The following is a 21,489-nucleotide window of genomic DNA, read 5'->3' as shown; positions in this document are numbered from 1 at the left end:
ATCAGGAGAGCCCATGAGCAAGATTCTCACTACCGCCAGCGGTGCACCCGTAGCCGACAACCAGAACTCCCGTTCCGCAGGCCCTCGTGGCCCGCTGCTGCTCGACGACTTCCACCTGCTCGAGAAGCTTGCCCACTTCAACCGCGAGAACATCCCGGAGCGTCGCGTGCACGCCAAGGGCTCCGGCGCCTACGGTACCTTCACCGTCACCCGCGATATCACCGAGCTCACCAGTGCCAAGCTGTTCGACAGCATCGGCAAGCAGACCGAAACGTTCCTGCGGTTCTCCACCGTGGGCGGCGAACGCGGCTCTGCGGATACCGAACGCGACCCGCGTGGTTTTGCGGTTAAGTTCTACACCGAGGAAGGCAACTGGGACATTGTTGGCAACAACACTCCCGTGTTCTTCATTCGCGACCCGCTGAAGTTCCCTGACTTCATCCACACCCAGAAGCGCCACCCGCAGACCAACCTGAAGAACGCGCAAATGATGTGGGACTTCTGGTCGCATTCGCCCGAGGCACTGCACCAGGTCACCATCCTGTTCTCCGATCGCGGCATTCCCGATGGCTACCGCCACATGCACGGCTTCGGCAGCCACACCTACAGCCTGATCAACGCCCAGGGCGAGCGGAGCTGGGTCAAATGGCACTTCAAGACCCAGCAAGGCATCAAGAACCTGGCGCCGGCTGATGCCGCCCGTCTGGCCGGGAGCGACCCGGACTACGCCCAGCGTGACCTGTTCGAGGCCATCGAGCGCGGCGATTTCCCGCGTTGGACCGTGTGCATCCAGGTGATGAGCGAGGCCGAGGCGGCCAGCCGTGACGAAAACCCGTTCGATGTGACCAAGACCTGGTCGCAGAAGGACTACCCGTTGATCGAAGTCGGTGTGCTGGAGCTCAACCGCAACCCGCTCAACTACTTCGCCGAGGTTGAGCAGGCGGCGTTCGGGCCCAGCAACATGGTCCCCGGGGTTGGCCTGTCGCCAGACCGCATGCTGCAGGGGCGTGTGTTCGCCTATGCCGATGCGCATCGCTACCGCGTAGGCACCAACCACCAGCAACTGCCGGTCAATGCGCCGCGCAGCCCGGTGAACAGCTACCAACGCGACGGCTCCATGGCCATCGGCGCATACGGCGGCGCTCCTAACTACGAGCCCAACAGCCATGCAAGCGCGCCGAAGCAATCGCCGCGGCATGCCGAGCCCGCACTGGCCCTGAACGGCTCGGCGGATCGTTACGATCACCGTGAGGACAACGATTACTACAGCCACGCCGGGGCACTGTTCCGTCTGATGAGCGATGAGCAGAAGGCGCTGTTGATCAACAACATCGCCGGGACCATGGCCGGTGTCAGCGACGATGTCATCCAGCGTCAGCTGCAGTACTTCTACAAGGCTGATCCGGCCTACGGCGAAGGGATTGCCAAGGCATTGGGCGTGAATCTCGGCTAAGTCGAAGTGATAAGAAGAACCGCCCTCATTTGGGCGGTTTTTCAATGAATATCACTACTGTTTAGCCGATTTTTTGCTTCTAATTGCGCGTTTTTCAGTGACCGCGAGCAAAACCTGGTTCACACTAGCCCTATTGACGTATTCACACGGAGAAGCAGGGCGATGCAAGGTCACCCGGACGTAATCAACTATCTCGTCACGTTGCTGAAGGGCGAACTGGCAGCACGCGATCAGTACTTCATTCACTCGCGCATGTACGAAGACTGGGGCCTGACCAAGCTCTATGAACGTATCAACCACGAGATGGAAGAAGAGACGCAGCACGCCGATGCCCTGATGCGCCGTATCCTCATGCTCGAAGGTACTCCGGACATGCGCGCCGACGACCTGGAAGTGGGCAGCACCGTGCCGGAGATGATCGAGGCCGACCTCAAGCTCGAGTACAAGGTACGTGCCGCGCTGTGCAAGGGCATCGAGCTGTGCGAACTGCACAAGGACTACATCAGCCGCGACATCCTGCGCGCGCAGCTGGCCGACACCGAAGAAGATCATACCTACTGGCTGGAGAAGCAGCAGGGTCTGATCAAGGCGATCGGCCTGGAGAACTACCTGCAGTCGCAGATGTAAGTTATCCACAGCCCTACGAAAAAGCCCCTGGCACCGACGGTACCAGGGGCTTTTTCATGTCAGCGACTCCACTCAGGCCCGGTCACGCTCCAGCAGTGGCTTGAGGTAGTGGCCGGTGTACGACTGCTTCATCTTGCTCAGCTCTTCTGGCGTGCCACAGGCAATGATCTGGCCGCCTTTGGACCCACCTTCCGGCCCCAAATCCACCAGCCAGTCGGCGGTCTTGATCACATCCAGGTTGTGCTCGATGACCACCACGGTGTTGCCGTGGTCACGCAGGCGGTGCAGCACGTCCAGCAGTTGCTGGATATCGGCGAAGTGCAGGCCGGTGGTCGGCTCGTCGAGGATGTACAGGGTCTTGCCTGTGTCGCGCTTGGACAGCTCGCGGGACAGCTTGACCCGCTGCGCTTCGCCGCCCGACAGCGTGGTCGCCGATTGCCCCAGCTTGATGTACGACAGGCCCACATCCATCAGGGTCTGCAGCTTGCGCGCCAGGGCCGGCACCGCGTCGAAGAACTCGCGGGCATCCTCGATGGTCATTTCCAGCACCTCGTGGATGTTCTTGCCCTTGTACTTGATCTCCAGGGTTTCGCGGTTGTAGCGCTTGCTCTTGCACACGTCGCACGGCACGTAGATGTCCGGCAGGAAGTGCATCTCCACCTTGATCAGGCCGTCGCCCTGGCAGGCCTCGCAGCGCCCACCCTTGACGTTGAACGAGAAGCGCCCTGGGCCGTATCCGCGCGAACGCGATTCCGGCACGCCAGCGAACAGCTCGCGGATCGGCGTGAAGATGCCGGTGTAGGTAGCCGGGTTCGACCGTGGCGTACGGCCGATCGGGCTCTGGTCGATATCGACCACCTTGTCCAGGTGCTGCAGGCCATCGACGCTGGCGTGCGGCGCCGCTTCCAGGCTGCTTGCCCCGTTTAGCGCAGTAGCGGCCAGGGGGAACAGGGTGTTGTTGATCAGCGTCGATTTGCCCGAGCCGGACACACCGGTCACGCAGGTCAGCAGGCCGATCGGCACTTCCAGGTCGACGTTCTGCAGGTTGTTGCCGCGCGCGCCCTTGAGTTTGAGCGACAGCTTCTTGTTGCGCGGGGTGCGCTTGGCCGGCACGACGATCTTCTTGCGTCCGGACAGGTATTTGCCAGTCAGCGAGTCGGGATGCGCCATCACCTCCTCGGGTGAGCCCTCGGCGACGATCTGCCCGCCATGCACGCCAGCGCCCGGGCCGATGTCCACCACGTAGTCGGCCAGGCGGATGGCGTCCTCGTCGTGCTCGACCACGATCACCGTGTTACCCAGGTCGCGCAGGTGGTTGAGCGTTGCCAGCAAGCGGTCGTTATCGCGCTGGTGCAGGCCGATCGAGGGCTCGTCGAGGATGTACATCACGCCCACCAGGCCTGCGCCGATCTGGCTGGCCAGGCGGATACGCTGGGCCTCGCCGCCAGACAGGGTATCGGCGCTGCGGTCCAGGGTCAGATAGTCGAGGCCGACGTTGACCAGGAACTGCAGGCGTTCGCAGATTTCCTTGAGAATCTTCGCCGCGATCTCGCCACGGCGGCCGGTGAGGCTCAGCGCGCCGAAGTAATTGCTGGCTTCGCCGATCGGCAGGTTGGTCACTGCCGGCAGGGTCTTCTCACCCACCCAGACGTGGCGCGCTTCGCGGCGCAGGCGGGTGCCGCGACAATCAGGGCAGGGCTGGGTGCCGAGGAACTTGGCCAGCTCTTCACGCACGGTGGCCGACTCGGTCTCGCGATAGCGACGCTCAAGGTTCGGCACGATGCCTTCGAACGGGTGCGAGCGCTTGACGATGTCGCCACGGTCGTTGAGGTACTTGAAGTCGACACTCTGCTTGCCACTGCCTTGCAGGATGACCTTCTGGTGCTCGGCGGACAGCTCGCCGAACGGTTCCTCCAGGCTGAAGCCGTAATGCGCGGCCAGCGAGCCGAGCATCTGGAAGTAATAGACGTTGCGCCGGTCCCAGCCGCGAATCGCGCCTTCGGCCAAGGTCAGCTCAGCGTTGACCAGGCGCTTGGTGTCGAAAAACTGCTTGACCCCCAGGCCATCGCAGGTCGGGCAGGCGCCAGCCGGGTTGTTGAAGGAGAACAGCTTCGGCTCCAGCTCGCTGATCGCGTGGCCGCACACCGGGCAGGCGAAGCGCGCCGAGAAGATCACTTCTTCGCCTTCCTCGTCGTCCATCGGCGCTACCAGGGCGATGCCGTCGGCCAGCTTGAGCGCGGTCTCGAAGGACTCGGCCAGGCGCTGCTGCAGGTCGGCGCGGACCTTGAAACGGTCTACCACCACATCAATGCTGTGTTTCTTCTGTTTGTCGAGCTTGGGCAACTCGTCGAGCTCGTACAGCTTGCCGTTGACCCGGGCGCGTACGAAACCCTGGGCGCGCAGCTCGTCGAACACCGCCAGGTGCTCACCCTTGCGCTCGCGGATAACCGGCGCCAACAGCATCAGCTTGCTGCCTTCGGGCTTTTCCAGCACCAGGTCGACCATCTGGCTGATCGTTTGCGCCTCAAGCGGGATGTCATGGTCCGGGCAGCGTGGGGTGCCGACGCGGGCATAGAGCAGGCGCAGGTAGTCGTAGATCTCGGTGATGGTGCCGACGGTCGAGCGCGGGTTGTGCGAGGTCGACTTCTGCTCGATGGAGATGGCCGGCGACAATCCTTCGATGGTGTCGACGTCGGGTTTTTCCATCATCGACAGGAACTGCCGGGCATAGGCCGACAGCGACTCGACATAGCGGCGCTGGCCTTCGGCGTACAGCGTGTCGAACGCCAGCGAGGACTTGCCGGACCCGGACAGGCCGGTGATCACGATCAGTTTGTCCCGGGGCAGGGTCAGGTCGATGTTCTTCAGGTTGTGGGTACGCGCCCCACGGATCAGGATCTTGTCCACTACGGCCTCGCTCGGCGGGCATAAACAAAGCAGTATACGGCGCGCTGCCAGTACGCGGCAAAGCGTCGCGTATATGCCGTCAAGGCGTCGGACTGATAGAATCGCCGCCGGTTCACACGAGGTTAATCCATGCACGACACCCACAACGAGCGCATGAGTGGCAGCGAAACCCGCGCCGCGAGCGGCCTGGCCCTGGTCTTTGCCTTTCGTATGCTGGGCATGTTCATGGTGCTGCCGGTGCTCGCCACCTACGGCATGGACCTGGCCGGCGCCACGCCTGCACTGATCGGCCTGGCCATCGGCGCCTATGGTCTGACGCAAGCGGTGCTGCAGATTCCGTTCGGGGTGATTTCCGACCGCATCGGTCGCCGGCCAGTGATCTATGTGGGGCTGGTGATCTTCGCCCTGGGCAGTGTGCTGGCGGCCCAGGCCGACTCGATCTGGGGGGTTATCGCCGGGCGCATCCTGCAGGGCGCGGGGGCGATTTCTGCGGCGGTCATGGCGCTGTTGTCCGACCTGACCCGCGAACAGCACCGGACCAAGGCCATGGCCATGATCGGCATGAGCATCGGCTTGTCGTTCGCCGTGGCGATGGTGGTCGGCCCGCTGTTGACCCGCGCCTTTGGTTTGTCAGGATTGTTCCTGGCCACTGCAGGACTTGCCCTCGTCGGCATCGCGCTGATCGCTTTCGTCGTGCCCAGCTCGCACAGTGTGCTGAGTCATCGCGAGTCCGGTGTCGCCCGTCAGGCCCTCGGCCCGACCCTGCGCAATCCGGACCTTCTACGCCTGGACATCAGTATTTTCGTGCTGCACGCGATCCTGATGGCCAGCTTCGTGGCGCTGCCGCTGGCCTTCGTCGAGCGCGGCGGGCTGCCCAAGGAGCAGCACTGGTGGGTGTACCTGACCGCGCTGCTGGTTTCATTTTTTGCAATGATCCCCTTCATCATCTACGGGGAAAAGAAGCGCAAGATGAAACGCGTGTTGCTCGGCGCGGTCAGTGTCCTGCTGCTGGTGGAGGTGTTCTTCTGGCAGTGGGCTGACAACTTGCGCGGACTGGTGATCGGCACCGTGGTATTCTTTACTGCATTCAACCTGCTGGAGGCATCCTTGCCTTCGCTGGTCAGCAAGGTGTCGCCTGCCGGCGGCAAGGGCACGGCGATGGGGGTCTACTCCACCAGCCAGTTCCTTGGCGCGGCACTGGGTGGCATCCTCGGTGGCTGGTTGTTCCAGCACGGTGGCTTGAGCATGGTGTTCCTCGGCTGCGCTGGCTTGTGCGCCTTCTGGCTGCTGACGGCGTTGCGCATGAACGAGCCGCCGTACGTGACCAGCCTGCGCATGCCGCTGACGCCGGAAGCGGTCCGGGAAGCCGGGCTGATCGAGCGCCTGATGGCCGTGCCGGGTGTGACCGACGCTGTGGTGGTGGCAGAAGAAGCCGCCATCTATATCAAACTGGATACGAAAATTTTGGACCGTGCGACCCTCGAGCGTCTGGTGAACCCAGCCTCTTCGGCGTGCGAAGCCTAGGAGAACGTTATGGCCCGTGGGGTTAACAAAGTCATTCTGGTCGGTACTTGCGGTCAGGATCCCGAAGTCCGCTACCTGCCCAACGGTAACGCCGTGACCAACCTGAGCCTGGCCACCAGCGAGCAGTGGACCGACAAGCAGTCGGGCCAGAAGGTCGAGCGCACCGAGTGGCACCGTGTCTCGCTGTTCGGCAAGGTCGCCGAAATCGCCGGCGAATACCTGCGCAAGGGTTCGCAGTGCTACATCGAGGGCAAGCTGCAGACCCGCGAGTGGGAAAAGGACGGCATCAAGCGCTACACCACCGAGATCATCGTCGACATCAACGGCACCATGCAGCTGCTCGGCGGTCGTCCGCAGGGCCAGCAGGGCGGTGGCGACCAGTACAACCAGGGTGGTGGCAACAACTACAACCAGGGCGGTCAGCAGCAACAGTACAACCAGGCCCCACGCCAGCAGGCCCAGCGCCCGCAACAAGCGCCGCAGCGCCCAGCGCCGCAACAGCCGGCTCCGCAGCCTGCCGCTGACTTCGACAGCTTCGACGACGATATTCCGTTCTGATCCTTTCCTGTGGGCACTAGGTACCACAGGTGAACGGAGCTGTGACAAGAAACCCGCTTCAGGCATGAAGCGGGTTTCTTTTTGCCAGTCAGTTTTCTTCGAGCGCCGCCTGGGCAAATTGTGCATCAAGCTCTGGTGTTGCTCCGCTGACGCCTATACCGCCGATATGCCTGCCGTTCACATCCATAATTGGCAACCCGCCTTCCAGCAAAGTGAAACCGGGCAGCGAAGCGTAGGGATTGGCTGGCAACCCAGCGCTGCGTTCACCCAGTGAACGGGATGAAAGTGGAAAGCGCGCAGATGTAGCGGCTTTGAGCTGCGCTACCTGGACACTACCGCTGCTGGTGCCGTCCATGCGGTGGAAATGCTTCAGGTTGCCGTGGTTGTCGACGATGCTGATGACGATGGCGAAGCCTTGGGCACGGGCGGCACGTTCAGCGGCATTAGCGATGGCGCGTGCTTGTTCGGCGGTGACTTGAGGCGCGGCGCCACTGTCCAGAGAGGCTGCCACGGTGAGGGAGGGGAGTATCGCGGCGCCGAGCAGAAGGCTGCCGAGTGAGCTTTTCACGTTCATGATAAATACCTCGTCCATGTGTACTACCAACCTAGCAAGCAAGTTACAGCACTTGGTGTAAGGCCTTTCCTAATGTTGTGTAGGGTATTTTTCTCTGCTGCTGCTTGCGCCATCTCATCCTGTTTAAAGGTGACCGCTCAGCTGCTCGGCGATTAAGCACCGTCACTCTGGTAGTTTTGTGTGTTTCCAAGGGGTGAGGTTGATTTGAGATGTTGGTTTGGCATTTTGAAATGCATGGTGGATAAGCGAAATATTTAGTGGATAGCAATGTAGGACTGTTCTGAATTTACTTTTTGGGGTGGCCAGGATAGAGGCGTGGTTTAAGCTATTGGACTTTCGCTGCTGGGGTGTAAAGATGAGCGCTGAAGATAAGCAGAAAATCGACATACAGTTGAACTCTATTCCCGGAGACTATTGCGTAGAGGGTTTGGAAGACGCCTACGCCACCTATCTTGAGGGTGAGGCAGGTGATAAGGCTTACAAAGGCTGGGTTGTTTGGTCCATCGGTATGATAGTCGCGGCACTAGGTGTTGTGACGCTGATCTTCGGGCCGGAAACCATTACATATGATCGGGGAATTGGGCCGAGTCTAATTAAATATGTACAGATTTATCTGGGCTCTATTACAACTATTGGCAACTTTATAGTTGTGGTAGGCATTTAAGATGATCTGCCTTGCAGGCGGGCCTGATAAAGGGTAATTATAGCCATGCAGTCGAACTCTGATTGCGATGCAGTACCTTGCCATTGCCGATTCAAGGCTGCCCTTAAGTACCTGAACTTTAATTGGGGAGAAGCGATGGCTATCGTCACATCTCTTCCATTCAGGAATTGAGACATGGATGTACTAATGGGGCTGCTGGCTGCCGCACTCTGGGGGGCCACCGACTTTCTGGTTGGCATGAATGCCCGGGCGGTCGGCGTAAGGCGGGCGGTATTCTTCGGGCAGTTGTTGGGCCTGTTGTTGATGGGGCTCATCATTGCCGGATCTTCTCAGCAGCTCACCAAGATGGTCGCGGCCCCGACAAGCGTGCTGCTGTTCGCCTGTATGGCGGCACTGTGTACCCTGATCGGCGCATTGGCGCTTTCGAAGGCGTTCGCGATCGGCCAGACATCGGTGGTGGCGCCGTTGGTGACTGCCTATGGCGTGTTCACCACGCTGCTGGCGTGGTTGGGGGGCGAGGTGCTGGGCACCTGGCAGATCTTCGGATTGCTGACCTGCTTTCTGGGCGTGGTCCTGGCCAGCCGTGAGGCAAAGGGCGGTAGTGGGCAAGCGCCTGCGGGCAGTCGTCTGTCAGTCGGTTTCGCCCTGCTGGCCGCGCTGCTGTATGGCATCAGCTTCTGGGTCCAGGGAAAATACGTATTACCGGTGCTGGGGCCAGTGAACATGCTGGCGCTCGGCTATGGGGTGGGGGTTCTGTTCCTGCTGCCCGCAGCGCTGCGAATGTTTCGAGGCCTGATTACGGTCAGGCTCAAGACCTGGGGGACCTTGTGTGGTGCCAGTCTTTTCAATCTGGGAGGTTTCTCGGCGTTTTCCTGGGGCGCGCTGCATGGCTCGATCGCAGTCGTTACGGTGATCAGCACCTTGTCCGGAGGCATTGCCGCCATTCTTGGCTTCCTGTTCTACCGCGAGCGTCTGTCCCTGCTACAGGTCGTCGGGGTGGCCCTGGTGCTGGCGGGCGCTGTACTTCTGCACCTGTATGAATAAGGTGGCGATTTACTTACAACCTGATCCATATCACCCCACTTCCCAGATTCTTGACTAGGCTTAACAGTTGGCGGTCTCTACCCACCGCCACCGTGAAGTCCCTGAGGCGCCGGCCAAGTCCCGTGCGCCCGAGAACCTGATCAGGAGTGCACGATGGACCTCAACCGTCGGCAATTCTTCAAGGTCGCCGCCGTCGGCCTTGGAGGCTCGAGCCTCGCGGCGTTGGGCATGGCCCCGACACCGGCATTCGCCGAGCAGATACGCCACTTCAAGCTGGCGCATACCAAGGAAACCCGTAACACCTGCCCCTACTGCTCGGTCGGCTGCGGCCTGATCATGTACAGCCAGGGTGACGCGGGCAAGAACGTCAAACAGAACATCATCCATATCGAGGGCGACGCGGACCATCCGGTCAACCGCGGCACCCTATGCCCGAAAGGCGCGGGCCTGCTGGACTTTATCCACAGCCCGAGCCGCCTGCAGTACCCTGAGGTGCGCAAGCCGGGCAGCAACGAGTGGACCCGCATCGAGTGGGACGAAGCCCTCGACCGCATCGCCGACCTGATGAAACAGGACCGCGACGCCAACTTCATCGAGAAGAATGCCCAGGGCCAGACGGTCAACCGCTGGCTCACCACCGGATTCCTCGCCGCGTCTGCCGCTTCCAGCGAAGCGGGCTACCTGACGCACAAGGTGGTCCGTGCGACCGGCATGCTGGGGTTCGATAACCAGGCGCGTGTCTGACACGGCCCGACGGTGGCAAGTCTTGCCCCGACGTATGGCCGTGGCGCGATGACCAATCACTGGTCCGATATCGCCAACGCAAACCTGGTCCTGGTGATGGGCGGCAACGCCGCTGAAGCGCACCCGTGCGGCTTCAAGTGGGTGACCGAAGCCAAGGCGCACAACAAGGCGCGGCTGATCGTGGTCGACCCGCGGTTCACCCGTACCGCCTCGGTGGCCGATTACTACGCACCGATCCGTACCGGCAGCGACATCGCCTTCATGGGCGGGCTGATCAACTACCTGCTGAGCAACGACAAGATCCAGCACGAGTACGTGCGCAATTACACCGATGTGTCGTTCATCGTCAAAGAGAGCTATGGCTTCGAGGACGGGCTGTTCAGCGGCTACGACGCGGCCAAGCGCGTGTATGCCGACAAGTCCGGCTGGGGCTATGAGCTGGGCGAGGACGGCTTCGCCAAGGTCGATCCGACCCTGCAGCACCCGCGTTGCGTCTATCAGCTGATGAAGCAGCACTACAGCCGCTACACGCCGGAACTGGCGAGCATGACCTGTGGCATGCCCCAGGACCAGATGATGAAAGTCTGGGAAGAGATCGCCACCTGTTCGGTGCCGGGCAAGACCATGACGATCCTCTATGCCCTGGGCTGGACCCAGCACTCGATCGGCGCGCAGATCATCCGCAGCGCGGCGATGGTGCAGTTGCTGCTGGGCAACGTCGGCATGCCCGGTGGCGGGGTCAACGCCCTGCGCGGGCACTCCAACATCCAGGGCCTGACCGACCTGGGCCTGCTGTCGAACTCGCTGCCGGGCTACCTCACGCTGGCCGGCGACGCCGAGCAGGACTACGCCACCTACATCGACAAGCGCGCCTCCAAGCCCTTGCGTCCGGGGCAGCTGTCGTACTGGCAGAACTACGGCAAGTTCCACGTCAGCCTGATGAAGGCCTGGTACGGCGCCAATGCCACGGCGGAGAACAACTGGGGCTATGACTGGCTGCCCAAGCTCGACGTGCCGGCCTACGACGTGCTGCGCATGTTCGAGATGATGGGCCAGGGCAAGGTCAACGGCTACATGTGCCAGGGCTTCAACCCGATCGCCGCGTTGCCGGACAAGAACCGCGTCACCGCCGCGCTGGCCAAGCTCAAGTGGTTGGTGATCATGGACCCGCTGGCTACCGAAACGTCCGAGTTCTGGCGCAACGCCGGCCCGTTCAACGACGTCGACACGGCCAACATCCAGACCGAGGTGATCCGCCTGCCCACCACCTGCTTCGCCGAAGAGGACGGTTCGCTGGTCAACAGCAGCCGCTGGCTGCAGTGGCACTGGAAGGGCGCCGATGGCCCGGGCCAGACCCGTACCGACGTGCACATCATGAGCGAGCTGTTCCTGCGCCTGCGCCAGCGCTATCAGGCCGAGGGCGGCGCCTATCCGGACCCACTGCTCAACATCAGCTGGCCGTACAAGGTCCCTGAGGAGCCATCCCCCGAAGAGCTGGCCAAGGAGATGAACGGCTGGGCGGTCAGTGATCTCACCGACGCCACCGGTGCCACGCTCAAGGCTGGGCAACAGCTCGCCGGCTTCGCGCAGTTGAAGGATGACGGCAGCACCGCGTCGGGCTGTTGGATCTTCGCCGGCAGCTGGACCGAGCAGGGCAACCAGATGGCCCGTCGCGACAACAGCGATCCCTATGGCATGCACCAGGTGCAGAACTGGGCCTGGGCCTGGCCGGCCAACCGCCGCATCCTCTACAACCGCGCCTCCAGCGACCCGCAAGGCAAGCCGTGGGACCCGGAGAAAAAACGCCTGGTGTGGTGGAACGGCAAGGCCTGGACCGGCACCGACGTGCCCGACTTCAAGGTCGACTCGCCGCCGGAAGCGGGGATGAATCCGTTCATCATGAACCCCGAGGGTGTGGCGCGCTTCTTCGCCATCGACAAGATGGCCGAGGGCCCGTTCCCCGAGCATTACGAACCTTTCGAGACACCGATCGGCATCAACCCGCTGCACCCGCAGAACAAGAAGGCCACCAGCAACCCGGCCGGGCGGATCTTCGATTCGGTGTGGGACACCTTGGGTACCCACGACGAGTTCCCGCACGCCGCGACCACCTACCGGCTGACCGAGCACTTCCACTTCTGGAGCAAGCATTGCCGGCTCAACGCCATCGCCCAGCCCGAGCAGTTCGTCGAGATCGGCGAGGTGCTGGCGAACGAGAAGGGCATCAAGGCCGGTGACCGGGTAAGGGTATCGAGCAAGCGCGGGCACATTGATGCGGTGGCGGTGGTGACCAAGCGGATCCGTCCGCTGCAGGTCAACAACCAGACCGTGCACCAGATCGGCATCCCGCTGCACTGGGGCTTCACCGGCGCCACGCGGCACGGCTACCTGACCAACACCCTGGTGCCGTTCCTCGGGGATGGCAACACGCAGACGCCGGAGTCCAAGTCGTTCCTCGTCAAAGTGGAGAAACTCTGATGGCCAGCCAAGACATCATTGCCCGCTCGGCCACCACCACCGTGCCGCCCTCGGTACGCCAGCAGCAGGAAGTCGCCAAGCTGATCGACACCACCAAGTGCATCGGCTGCAAGGCCTGCCAGGTGGCGTGTTCGGAGTGGAACGAACTGCGTGACGAGGTTGGCCACAACCATGGCACCTACGACAACCCCCAGGACCTCAGTGCCGAAACCTGGACCCTGATGCGCTTCACCGAGCACGAGCGCGACGACGGCAACCTGGAGTGGCTGATCCGCAAGGATGGCTGCATGCACTGCGCCGATCCGGGTTGTCTGAAAGCGTGCCCGAGCCCGGGCGCGATCATCAAGCATGCCAACGGTATCGTCGACTTCAACCAGGACCACTGCATCGGTTGCGGCTACTGCATCACCGGCTGCCCGTTCAACATCCCGCGCATTTCGCAGAAGGATCACAAGGCGTACAAGTGCACCCTGTGTTCCGACCGCGTGAGCGTGGGCCTGGAGCCGGCCTGCGTGAAGACCTGCCCGACCGGGGCGATCGTCTTCGGCAGCAAGGAGGAGATGAAGGTGCATGCCGATGAGCGCATCGTCGACCTGAAGTCGCGGGGCTACGACAACGCCGGGTTGTACGACCCGGACGGTGTCGGCGGCACCCACGTGATGTACGTGCTGCACCATGCCGACACGCCGCGGATCTACGCCGGTCTGCCGGACCAACCGGTGATCAGCCCGCTGGTCGGGCTGTGGAAGGGCTTCAGCAAGCCGCTGGCGCTGCTGGCCATGGGCGCGGCGGTGCTGGCCGGGTTCTTCCACTACGTACGTGTCGGCCCGCAGCGGGTCGAGGAAGACGAGCATCCGGCACCTGTGGATAACGATGTCCACCAGGTGGACCCGGCGGTGCATGTCTATGATCCGAACCGCCCGGGCGGGCAGGGGGAGCAGCGGCCATGAACGACAACAAGCCTATCCTGCGCTACAACGCCAACGAGCGGAGCAACCACTGGATCGTCGCGATCCTGTTCGTGCTGGCCGGCCTGTCGGGGCTGGCGCTGTTCCACCCGGCGCTGTTCTGGCTCAGCCACCTGTTCGGCGGCGGGCCGTGGACACGGATCCTCCACCCGTTCATCGGCGTGGCCATGTTCGTGTTCTTCCTTGGCCTGGTGCTGCGCTTCTGGCGCGCCAACTTCATCACCGCCAACGACCGCCTGTGGTTGCGCCGCATCGACCGGGTGATGCTCAACAAGGAGGAGGGCGTGCCGCCGATCGGCAAGTACAACGCCGGGCAGAAGCTGCTGTTCTGGACCTTGCTGGCGTGCATGCTGGTGCTGCTGGTCAGCGGCGTGGTGATCTGGCGGGCCTGGTTCAGCCATTACTTTGATATCGGTGCTATCCGACTGGCGACCTTGCTGCATGCCCTGGCGGCGTTCGTGCTGATCCTCAGCATCATCGTGCACATCTACGCCGGGATCTGGATCAAGGGCTCGATCGGCGCGATGCTGCATGGCTGGGTCAGCCGCGCCTGGGCGCGCAAGCACCATGAACTGTGGTACCGGGAAGTCACCGGCGACAAGACGCCGCACAATCACGGTAGAAAAGAAGGATGAGCGTTTGAGCACGATTCTCGAACCCGGGCAGATCGAAGCGTCGGCGGTAATGCCGCCGTTCCTGCATCTGCCGCCCGCCAATCTGTTCGCAGTGCGGGCCGCGCGCCTGGAGCACCTGGCCGAGGGCAATGCCCTTGGCGAGTATCTGCATCTGGTCGCGCGCCTGTGCCGGATCCAGCAGCAGCTTGTGGATAACCCGCCCGGTGGCTTGCCGGTAGCCGAGGAGCGTCAGCGCCTGTGCATAAGTCATGGCCTGCCACCCCTGGCAGCGGACGGCCTGGTGCGCGAAGGGCAGTGGCTGGTGTGGCTGCAAGCGCTGCTCGATCACTTCGAACCGGCGCCCGAAGGGCCACTGGCAGCGGCGCTGGGCAGCCTGCGCGAGAGCGGTGACGAACAGCGCAAGGGCTGGGCCATCGCGCTGCTCGGTGGCCAGTACGACGCCGTACCGGCGGCCTTGGTGCCCTTCCTGGGCGCGGCGTTGCAGGCCGCCTGGTCGAGTTGGTTGCTGACGCTGCCAGAGCCTGAGCTCAAGCCCGCTGGCAGCCTGGCCCAGTGCCCGGCCTGCGGCTCGCCGGCCATGGCCGGTGTGGTGCGCAATCGCGGCAAGCACAACGGCCTGCGCTACCTGGCCTGTTCGCTGTGTGCCTGCGAATGGCATGTGGTGCGGGTCAAGTGCGTGTACTGCGAGTCGAGCAAGGGCCTGCGCTACAGCAGCCTCGAGGATGACCGCCATGCGCCGGGCAAGGCACCGCTGCGCGCCGAGTGCTGTCCGGGGTGCCTGGGCTACCTGAAGCAGAGCTACCTGGAGAACGACGCGGCGGCCGAGCCGTTGGCCGATGACCTGGCGAGCCTGGCGCTGGATATGCGGCTGGACGACGAGGGCTTTCATCGGCTGGCGCCGAACCTTATGTTGGCACCGGGTGGTGGGTGAGTGTCTACACTTCGCTATCGAGTTGCCCCCATCGCCGGCAAGCCGGCTCCCACAGGTACAGCGCAAGCCTCGAGTCTGGCGCTGGAGCTGTGGGAGCTGGCTTGCCAGCGATAGGGCCCGAACAGACAACGGATCAGTCACAGGTAGTACCGCATGTCTCCAAGCCCCGCCAGCGACACCCCACGCTTGCCCTCCATCGACACCCTGCTGCGCCATCCGGCCTGCCAGCCGCTGCTCGACCGTCATGGCCGCGACGCTACTCTGGCCACCCTGCGCCAGCTCCTCGACGACCTGCGCGAACCAGCTCGCCTGGGTCAGCTTGGCGCCGTGGAACTGAGCGCCGACGTTCTGCTCGGGCGCACGGGCGAGCGCCTGGCCATCCAGCAGCGCAGCCAGGTGCGCCGGGTCTTCAACCTCACCGGTACGGTGCTGCACACCAACCTCGGCCGCGCCCTGCTGCCGGAGGAGGCGGTGGAGGCGATGCAGGTCGCCGCCCGCTATCCGCTGAACCTGGAGTTCGACCTGGCCACCGGCAAGCGGGGTGACCGCGACGACCTGATCGAAGGCCTGATCCGCGAGCTGACCGGCGCCGAAGCCGTCACCGTGGTCAACAACAATGCCGCCGCCGTGCTGCTGGCGCTCAACAGCCTGGGCGCACGCAAGGAGGGCATCATCTCCCGCGGCGAGCTGATCGAGATCGGCGGTGCGTTCCGCATCCCCGACATCATGGCCCGCGCCGGGGTGAAGCTGCACGAGATCGGCACCACCAACCGCACCCACGCCCGCGACTACGAAGGCGCGATCAACCCGCGCACAGGGCTGCTGATGCGCGTGCATTGCAGCAACTACAGCATCCAGGGCTTCACCACCCAGGTACCCACCGCCGAGCTGGCGCGCATCGCCCACGATCATCAGTTGCCGCTGCTCGAAGACCTGGGCAGCGGCAGCCTGCTCGACCTGACCCGCTGGGGCCTGCCGGCCGAGCCGACGGTGCGCCAGGCGCTGGCCGACGGCGCCGACATCGTCACCTTCAGCGGCGACAAGCTGTTGGGCGGCCCGCAGGCGGGGATCATCGTCGGGCGCAAGGAACTGATCGCGAAGATCAAGAAGAACCCGCTCAAGCGTGCCCTGCGGGTCGACAAGATCACCCTTGCCGCGCTGGAGGCGGTGCTGCAGCTCTATCGCAACCCCGATCGCCTGGCCGAACGCCTGCCCGGCCTGCGCCTGCTGACCCGTGCGCAAGCCGAGATCGCCGCCCAGGCCGAGCGCCTGGCGCCCGAGTTGGCTGCTCGTCTCGGCGCGCAATGGGTGGTGAGCGTCGAGCCGGCCCTGGGCATGATCGGCAGCGGCAGCCAGCCGGTGGCGCGGCTGCCCAGCGCGGCGCTGTGCCTGCGCCCGCAGGTGTCGAAGAAACTGCGCGGGCGTAGCTTGCATGTACTGGAGCGCGCGTTGCGCGACCTGCCGGTGCCGGTGCTCGGGCGTATCGACGACGATGCCCTGTGGCTTGACTTGCGCCAGCTGGACGACGAGGCCCAGTGGCTGGCGCAACTGCCGGCGTTGCAACTGGGGGCGGTGCAGTGATTGTCGGGACTGCCGGCCACATCGACCATGGCAAGACCGCGCTGCTCCAGGCCCTGACCGGCCAGGCCGGCGACACCCGCCGGGAGGAGCGCGACCGGGGCATGACCATCGACCTCGGCTATCGCTACGCGGCGCTGGCGCAAGGGGCGCCGCTGACAGGCTTCATCGATGTGCCGGGCCACGAGCGGTTTATCCACAACATGCTGGCCGGTGCCCATGGCATCGACCTGGTACTGCTGGTGGTGGCCGCCGACGATGGGGTGATGCCGCAGACCCGTGAGCACCTCTCGATTATCGAGTTGCTGGGCATTCCCCAGGCGCTGGTGGTGATCAGCAAGTGCGACCGGGTCGAGCCGTCGCGGTTGAGTGAAGTCCGGGCCCAGGTCATCGAACTGCTCGCGCCCGGCCCCTACGCCGGGGCCAGGCAGTTTGCGGTTTCGAGCCTGTCCGGCGAGGGCATCGACGCCCTGCGCGAGGCTTTGCTGGCGGCTGAAGCGCATGTTCGCCAGCGCAGCGTGCGTGGCGGTTTGCGTCTGGCGGTAGACCGAGCTTTCGCGGTTTCCGGAGCGGGAGTCGTGGTCACCGGCACGGCGCTGGCCGGGCAGGTCAGCGTCGGCGATACCTTGCTGCTCGGCAAGGCCGGCAAAGCGGTGCGGGTGCGTGGCCTGCATGCCCAGAACCAGGCAGCCCTGGTCGCCGCAGCCGGGCAGCGGGTGGCCTTGAACATCAGCGCGGAAAAGCTCTCGGCCGAGCAGGTGCATCGTGGCGACTGGCTTATGCCGGAGTGGCTGCATGCGCCCAGCGTGCGGGTCGATATCGACTTCACCCTGCTGCCGGGTGAAACCCGCGCCTTCGAGCATTTCAGCGCAGTGCACGTGCACCTGGGCACCCAGGATGTCACCGCCCGGGTTGCCTTGCTCGAAGGTGAGCGGCTCGCGGCCGGCCAGCGCATGTTCGCCCAGTTGCTGCTCAATGCCCCGCTGCAGGCGGTGCATGGGGATCGCCTGGTGCTGCGTGACCAACGCGCCCAGCGCACGCTGGGTGGTGGGCGTGTGCTCGACCCGTTCGCCCCGAGCCGGCAACGGCGCAGCGAAGCGCGCTTGCGTCAGTTGCAGGTGCTGCGCGACGCCGACAATCTCGAGCAAGCGTTGTCGGCCCTGCTCGAGGCGGCCCCCGGCGGTCTCGAACCCCGGCGTCTGGAGCGCCAGTTCAACCGCTTGCGCGAGACCTGGCAGTTGCCGGATTCGGTGCTAGTGATTGCCACCCGTCAAGGTCAGCTGTTGTTCGATCACTTACAGTGGCAGGCACTCAAGCGACAGGTGCTGGAGCGTCTGGCGCAGTTCCATGCGCAAGAGCCCGACCAGCTTGGCCCGGACCGGGACCGCTTGCGCCGCTTTACCGCCTTGCCATTGGAGCGCCCAGCGTTTGTCAGCTTGCTCGATGAGCTGCTGGGCGCAGGTGCGATCAGCAGCAGCGGCCCCTGGTTGCACCTGCCGGACCACCGGGTCCAGTTGAGCGACGCGGACAGCGCATTGTGGGAGCGTCTGTTGCCGCGCTTGTTGGCAGGTGAGTTCGACCCGCCCTGGGTACGGACCCTGGCCGGCGAGGAGGGTTGCGAAGAGGCTGATGTCCGGCTGTTGTTGCGCAAGCTGGCCCGGTTGGGCCTGGTGCATCAGGTGGTGCGTGACCTGTTCTACCCGGAGGCGACGCTCAGGCGCATGGCGGAGCTGCTGTTGCGCCAGGCTGCGACTTCGCCGATAGTGCAGGTCGCGGCGTTTCGCGATGGTTTGGCCATCGGCCGCAAGCGCAGTGTGCAGATACTCGAGTACTTCGACCGCATCGGCGTGACTCGACGGGTCGGTGACCTGCGGCAGGTTCGTGCCGACAGCGCCCTGGCCCAACCGCAACACGGGCCCTGATTTCAAGGAAGGCAATCGCGCCCGGTGGCGCGGCCGGGCTTCAAACCCGGTTGGGGACGGCAGCCGTTCCCGGGCAGGTTCGACTCCCGCTGCCTTCCGCCACTTTTCCAGATGCTGAAACGATCGCGGGGCAAGCCCGCGCCCACGGATTTGTGGGAGCGGGCTTGCCCCGCGATGGCGAACGGAAGATCTGCGAATCAGGCGCGCTCGCCGCACAGGTCCAGCGCGAACCAGTGCTCCGCCGCCTGTACATCCAGCCCCGAGCCCAGCAACGCGAACAGCTTGCCCAGCGCCGCCTCGCGGGTCATGCCGCCGCCACTGACCAGCCCGGTGTCGCGCAGGCGGCTGCCGGCGGCGTAGGTGTCGAACACCACCGAGCCTTCCGGGCATTGGCTGATGGCAACGATCATCACGCCGCCCTGGCGGGCGTCGTGCAGCGCGTCGAGCAGCGCCTGGTCATCCGACGGGCCGGTGCCGCTGCCGTAGCACTCCAGCACCAGGCCCTGGATGCCGCTGTCGAACAGGCCGCGCAGGTGTTCGGCCGCAAGGCCCGGGAACACCGGCATGACCGCCAACTTGACCGGCTGGCGTGGCTGGCGGTAGTCCAGGCGGGTCGGCAGTTCCGGGGCACGCTCGCCATCACGATGGCGCGGCAGCACGGTGAAGGCGTCGAAGGCTTCGCTGCGCAGTTTCGAGGCGCGGCAGCCGTGCAGCAACTGGCCATGGAAATACAGCTGCACGCCATTTTCCAGGCCGTTTTCGAACAGATTGAGCGCGCCGACCAGGTTGGCCCAGGCATCGCTTTCCGGCGCGCCGGCCGGCAGCATGGAACCGGTCAGCAGGACCGGCACCGGCAGGCCCAGCAGCAGGAACGACAGGGCTGCCGCGCTGTACGCCAGGGTGTCGGTGCCGTGCAGCACCAGCACGCCGTCGTGGCCGTCGCGCTCGACCGCCTCGACGATGGCATCGCGCATCGCCAGCCAGTTGGCCTGTTGCATGTTGGCGCTGTCGATCAGCGGGTTCAGTTCACGCAGCGCCCATTGCACCTTTGGCGCATCGCCGCAGGCGGCAAAGTGTTCGCGCATGCGCGCTTCGAAGCCACCGGCCGGCGCGAGGCCTTCGGCGGTCTGCAGCATGCCGATGGTGCCGCCGGTGTAGAGGACGAGGAGATTCTTGACTGCACGCATGGGAGTATTCCGTAGCGATGTAGCGAAGGAAGGAGACAACCGCCCCGGGCGGGGCGGTTGTGGCAGGGCAGGGTATCAGTGCTGCGCTGGCGCCGGGGCGGCGGCTTTGTCAGCGGCTGTTTCAGCCTGCGGGTTGGCCGGCCAGGCGGCGCGGTCCAGGTCCAGGTCGGCGAACTTGCTGGAGTCGAACACTGGCTGCTTGATGCCCGCCTTGCGTTGGGCGTCGTAGTCGCGCATCACGCGCAGGCCGACCTTGAACAGCATGGCCAGGGCGATCAGGTTGACGAAGGCCAGGCAGGTCATGGTGATGTCGGCGAAGGCGAACACGGTCGACAGGTCCTGGGTCGAACCCCACACTACCAGCGCCAGCACCAGGCCACGGAAGGTCATCAGCACGGCACGGTTGCGGCTGAGGAACTGCAGGCTGTTCTCGCCCAGGTAGTAGTTGTAGAGGATGCAGGTGAAGACGAACAGCGACAGCGCGACGCTGACGAAGATGCGGCCCCAGTCACCGACCACGGCGGCCAGCGAGTTCTGGGTCAGGACGATGCCGTCACCTTCGAAGCCCGGGGTGTAGAAGCCCGACAGCAGGATCAGCAGCGCGGTGCAGGTGCAGATCACGAAGGTGTCGAGGAACACGCTGAAGGCCTGGACCACGCCCTGGGCGCCCGGGTGCTTCACGGCGGCCACGGCGGCCACGTTCGGCGCGCTGCCCAGGCCCGCTTCGTTGGCGAACACGCCACGCTTCACGCCCATGACGATGGCGCTGCCGAGCAGGCCGCCGAACGCCGGGTCGAGGCCGAAGGCGCTCTTGAAGATGGTTTCCAGCATGGCTGGTACGTGCTCGATCTGGGTGCCGATCACGTACAGGGTCACGCCGATGTAGGCCAGGGTCTTGACCGGTACCAGCAGGTCGGACACAGCGGCGATGCGCTTGATGCCGCCGATGAAGGTGATGGCCAGCAGCACGGCGAGGACGATGCCGGTTTGCTTGGGATCGAAGGCGAAGGCGTTCTGCAGCGAGTGGGTCACGGTGTACGACTGCAGGCCGATGAAGGCGAAGCCGTAGGTGACCAGCAGCAGGATCGAGAACACGATGGCCATGCTTTTCAGCTTCAGGCCGTGCTGGATGTAGTACGCCGGGCCGCCGCGGTACAGGCCGTCGCCGTCGGCGCGCTTGTAGACCTGGGCCAGGGTGCATTCGAAGAAGCTGCTGGACATGCCCACCAGTGCGGTGACCCACATCCAGAACACGGCGCCTGGGCCGCCGAGGGTCACGGCGATACCGACACCGGCGATGTTACCGGCGCCGACGCGGCCGGCGAGGCTCAGCATCAGGGCCTGGAACGAGCTCAGTTGGCCTGCCTGGCCGCGAAGGGATTCCTTGAAGACGCCGAACATGTGGCCGAAGTGGCGGAACTGGACGAACCGCGAGCGGATGGTGAAGTAACCGCCGAGTCCGACGATCAGCACGATGAGGAGTTTCCCCGAAAGGAAATCGTTGAGTGCTTCGAGCATTGGAAAATGACCTCGATTCTTATTCTTCGCATGGAAAGACCAGCGGACGGCAGGCGCACCGCTATTCATTGGGGGCGCATGGTTGGCCATGACAACTATGGTTACAATTTCGCGGGTTGCTCCATTTTGGTGCGAGTTGATGCTAGAATGGCGCCACTCGCATCACCTGGACCCGCG

At 64.0% G+C, this 21,489-nt stretch carries 16 protein-coding genes and 1 tRNA gene; 13 read left to right on the top strand and 4 right to left on the bottom strand.

Going from position 1 to position 21,489, the window contains the following annotated elements; all coding sequences use genetic code 11:
- The first annotated feature begins 13 nt into the window (after nt 1–13).
- Nucleotides 14–1,453, top strand: coding sequence for a catalase (locus ACVWY1_RS18440; protein ID WP_139668117.1), 1,440 nt, complete (start codon nt 14–16; stop codon nt 1,451–1,453).
- Nucleotides 1,454–1,615: 162 nt separating this feature from the next.
- Entirely contained in the window at nt 1,616–2,080 is a 465-nt protein-coding gene (gene bfr / locus ACVWY1_RS18435; protein WP_028690240.1) for a bacterioferritin, read from the top strand.
- Between the two features lie 72 nt (nt 2,081–2,152).
- On the opposite strand, the gene uvrA is transcribed toward bfr, so the two are convergent.
- Complete coding sequence (gene uvrA / locus ACVWY1_RS18430; RefSeq protein WP_046857340.1) at nt 2,153–4,987, bottom strand: excinuclease ABC subunit UvrA; 2,835 nt, start codon at nt 4,985–4,987, stop codon at nt 2,153–2,155.
- Between the two features lie 129 nt (nt 4,988–5,116).
- Here uvrA and ACVWY1_RS18425 point away from each other — a divergent pair, with 129 nt between their 5' ends.
- Both ACVWY1_RS18425 and ACVWY1_RS18420 read left to right on the top strand, forming a co-directional pair.
- Nucleotides 5,117–6,511 carry an MFS transporter gene (locus ACVWY1_RS18425; RefSeq protein ID WP_139668119.1) on the top strand — a complete coding sequence of 465 codons (1,395 nt, stop codon included), beginning with the start codon at nt 5,117–5,119 and terminating at the stop codon, nt 6,509–6,511.
- 9 nt (nt 6,512–6,520) lie between these two features.
- Nucleotides 6,521–7,069 carry a single-stranded DNA-binding protein gene (locus ACVWY1_RS18420; RefSeq protein ID WP_023629920.1) on the top strand — a complete coding sequence of 183 codons (549 nt, stop codon included), beginning with the start codon at nt 6,521–6,523 and terminating at the stop codon, nt 7,067–7,069.
- An 88-nt stretch (nt 7,070–7,157) separates the two neighbouring features.
- On the opposite strand, the gene ACVWY1_RS18415 is transcribed toward ACVWY1_RS18420, so the two are convergent.
- Entirely contained in the window at nt 7,158–7,661 is a 504-nt protein-coding gene (locus tag ACVWY1_RS18415) for a GlcG/HbpS family heme-binding protein (protein WP_457378608.1), read from the bottom strand.
- A gap of 337 nt (nt 7,662–7,998) precedes the next feature.
- Between ACVWY1_RS18415 and ACVWY1_RS18410 the strand changes: the two genes are divergently transcribed.
- The 9 genes from ACVWY1_RS18410 (at nt 7,999) to ACVWY1_RS18370 (ending at nt 18,709) form a co-directional block, all read left to right on the top strand.
- On the top strand, nt 7,999–8,307 hold the full coding sequence (locus ACVWY1_RS18410; protein ID WP_457378607.1) for a hypothetical protein: 309 nt from the start codon (nt 7,999–8,001) through the stop codon (nt 8,305–8,307).
- 174 nt (nt 8,308–8,481) lie between these two features.
- On the top strand, nt 8,482–9,351 hold the full coding sequence (locus tag ACVWY1_RS18405) for a DMT family transporter (protein ID WP_430944674.1): 870 nt from the start codon (nt 8,482–8,484) through the stop codon (nt 9,349–9,351).
- Between the two features lie 153 nt (nt 9,352–9,504).
- Nucleotides 9,505–12,573, top strand: a complete 3,069-nt coding sequence (gene fdnG, locus ACVWY1_RS18400) for a formate dehydrogenase-N subunit alpha (RefSeq protein ID WP_457378606.1) — start codon at nt 9,505–9,507, stop codon at nt 12,571–12,573.
- A complete protein-coding gene (fdxH, locus tag ACVWY1_RS18395) occupies nt 12,573–13,523 on the top strand; it encodes a formate dehydrogenase subunit beta (protein ID WP_038707246.1) in 951 nt (316 codons plus the stop codon). Before fdnG ends, fdxH begins: the two co-directional genes overlap by 1 nt.
- Entirely contained in the window at nt 13,520–14,176 is a 657-nt protein-coding gene (locus ACVWY1_RS18390; protein ID WP_102684367.1) for a formate dehydrogenase subunit gamma, read from the top strand. Before fdxH ends, ACVWY1_RS18390 begins: the two co-directional genes overlap by 4 nt.
- A gap of 4 nt (nt 14,177–14,180) precedes the next feature.
- A complete protein-coding gene (gene fdhE / locus ACVWY1_RS18385; RefSeq protein WP_457378605.1) occupies nt 14,181–15,107 on the top strand; it encodes a formate dehydrogenase accessory protein FdhE in 927 nt (308 codons plus the stop codon).
- Nucleotides 15,108–15,260: 153 nt separating this feature from the next.
- Nucleotides 15,261–16,688 carry an L-seryl-tRNA(Sec) selenium transferase gene (selA, locus tag ACVWY1_RS18380; protein ID WP_457378604.1) on the top strand — a complete coding sequence of 476 codons (1,428 nt, stop codon included), beginning with the start codon at nt 15,261–15,263 and terminating at the stop codon, nt 16,686–16,688.
- The gene (selB, locus tag ACVWY1_RS18375) at nt 16,685–18,607 is read left to right on the top strand and encodes a selenocysteine-specific translation elongation factor (RefSeq protein WP_457378603.1); all 1,923 of its coding nucleotides are present in this window, start codon (nt 16,685–16,687) and stop codon (nt 18,605–18,607) included. Before selA ends, selB begins: the two co-directional genes overlap by 4 nt.
- 6 nt (nt 18,608–18,613) lie before the next feature.
- A tRNA-Sec gene (locus ACVWY1_RS18370) sits at nt 18,614–18,709 on the top strand.
- Between the two features lie 95 nt (nt 18,710–18,804).
- Here ACVWY1_RS18370 and ACVWY1_RS18365 read toward each other — a convergent pair.
- The gene (locus ACVWY1_RS18365) at nt 18,805–19,794 is read right to left on the bottom strand and encodes an asparaginase (RefSeq protein WP_457378602.1); all 990 of its coding nucleotides are present in this window, start codon (nt 19,792–19,794) and stop codon (nt 18,805–18,807) included.
- Nucleotides 19,795–19,869: 75 nt separating this feature from the next.
- Nucleotides 19,870–21,312 carry an alanine/glycine:cation symporter family protein gene (locus tag ACVWY1_RS18360; RefSeq protein ID WP_023632679.1) on the bottom strand — a complete coding sequence of 481 codons (1,443 nt, stop codon included), beginning with the start codon at nt 21,310–21,312 and terminating at the stop codon, nt 19,870–19,872.
- Nucleotides 21,313–21,489 lie beyond the last annotated feature (177 nt).

It is taken from the genome of Pseudomonas sp. TE6288, assembly GCF_054062095.1.
The sequence above is the reverse complement of the archived record's forward strand: the minus strand, read 5'-3'. Positions and strand labels throughout refer to the sequence as shown.

Coding starts and splice junctions, on each gene's coding strand:
- ACVWY1_RS18365 (WP_457378602.1), bottom strand. CDS start 19,794: ATGCGTGCAGTCAAGAATCTCCTCGTCCTCTACACCGGCGGCACCATC.
- bfr (WP_028690240.1), top strand. CDS start 1,616: ATGCAAGGTCACCCGGACGTAATCAACTATCTCGTCACGTTGCTGAAG.
- fdxH (WP_038707246.1), top strand. CDS start 12,573: ATGGCCAGCCAAGACATCATTGCCCGCTCGGCCACCACCACCGTGCCG.
- ACVWY1_RS18425 (WP_139668119.1), top strand. CDS start 5,117: ATGCACGACACCCACAACGAGCGCATGAGTGGCAGCGAAACCCGCGCC.
- ACVWY1_RS18390 (WP_102684367.1), top strand. CDS start 13,520: ATGAACGACAACAAGCCTATCCTGCGCTACAACGCCAACGAGCGGAGC.
- ACVWY1_RS18420 (WP_023629920.1), top strand. CDS start 6,521: ATGGCCCGTGGGGTTAACAAAGTCATTCTGGTCGGTACTTGCGGTCAG.
- ACVWY1_RS18440 (WP_139668117.1), top strand. CDS start 14: ATGAGCAAGATTCTCACTACCGCCAGCGGTGCACCCGTAGCCGACAAC.
- ACVWY1_RS18405 (WP_430944674.1), top strand. CDS start 8,482: ATGGATGTACTAATGGGGCTGCTGGCTGCCGCACTCTGGGGGGCCACC.
- ACVWY1_RS18415 (WP_457378608.1), bottom strand. CDS start 7,661: ATGGACGAGGTATTTATCATGAACGTGAAAAGCTCACTCGGCAGCCTT.
- ACVWY1_RS18360 (WP_023632679.1), bottom strand. CDS start 21,312: ATGCTCGAAGCACTCAACGATTTCCTTTCGGGGAAACTCCTCATCGTG.
- ACVWY1_RS18410 (WP_457378607.1), top strand. CDS start 7,999: ATGAGCGCTGAAGATAAGCAGAAAATCGACATACAGTTGAACTCTATT.
- selA (WP_457378604.1), top strand. CDS start 15,261: ATGTCTCCAAGCCCCGCCAGCGACACCCCACGCTTGCCCTCCATCGAC.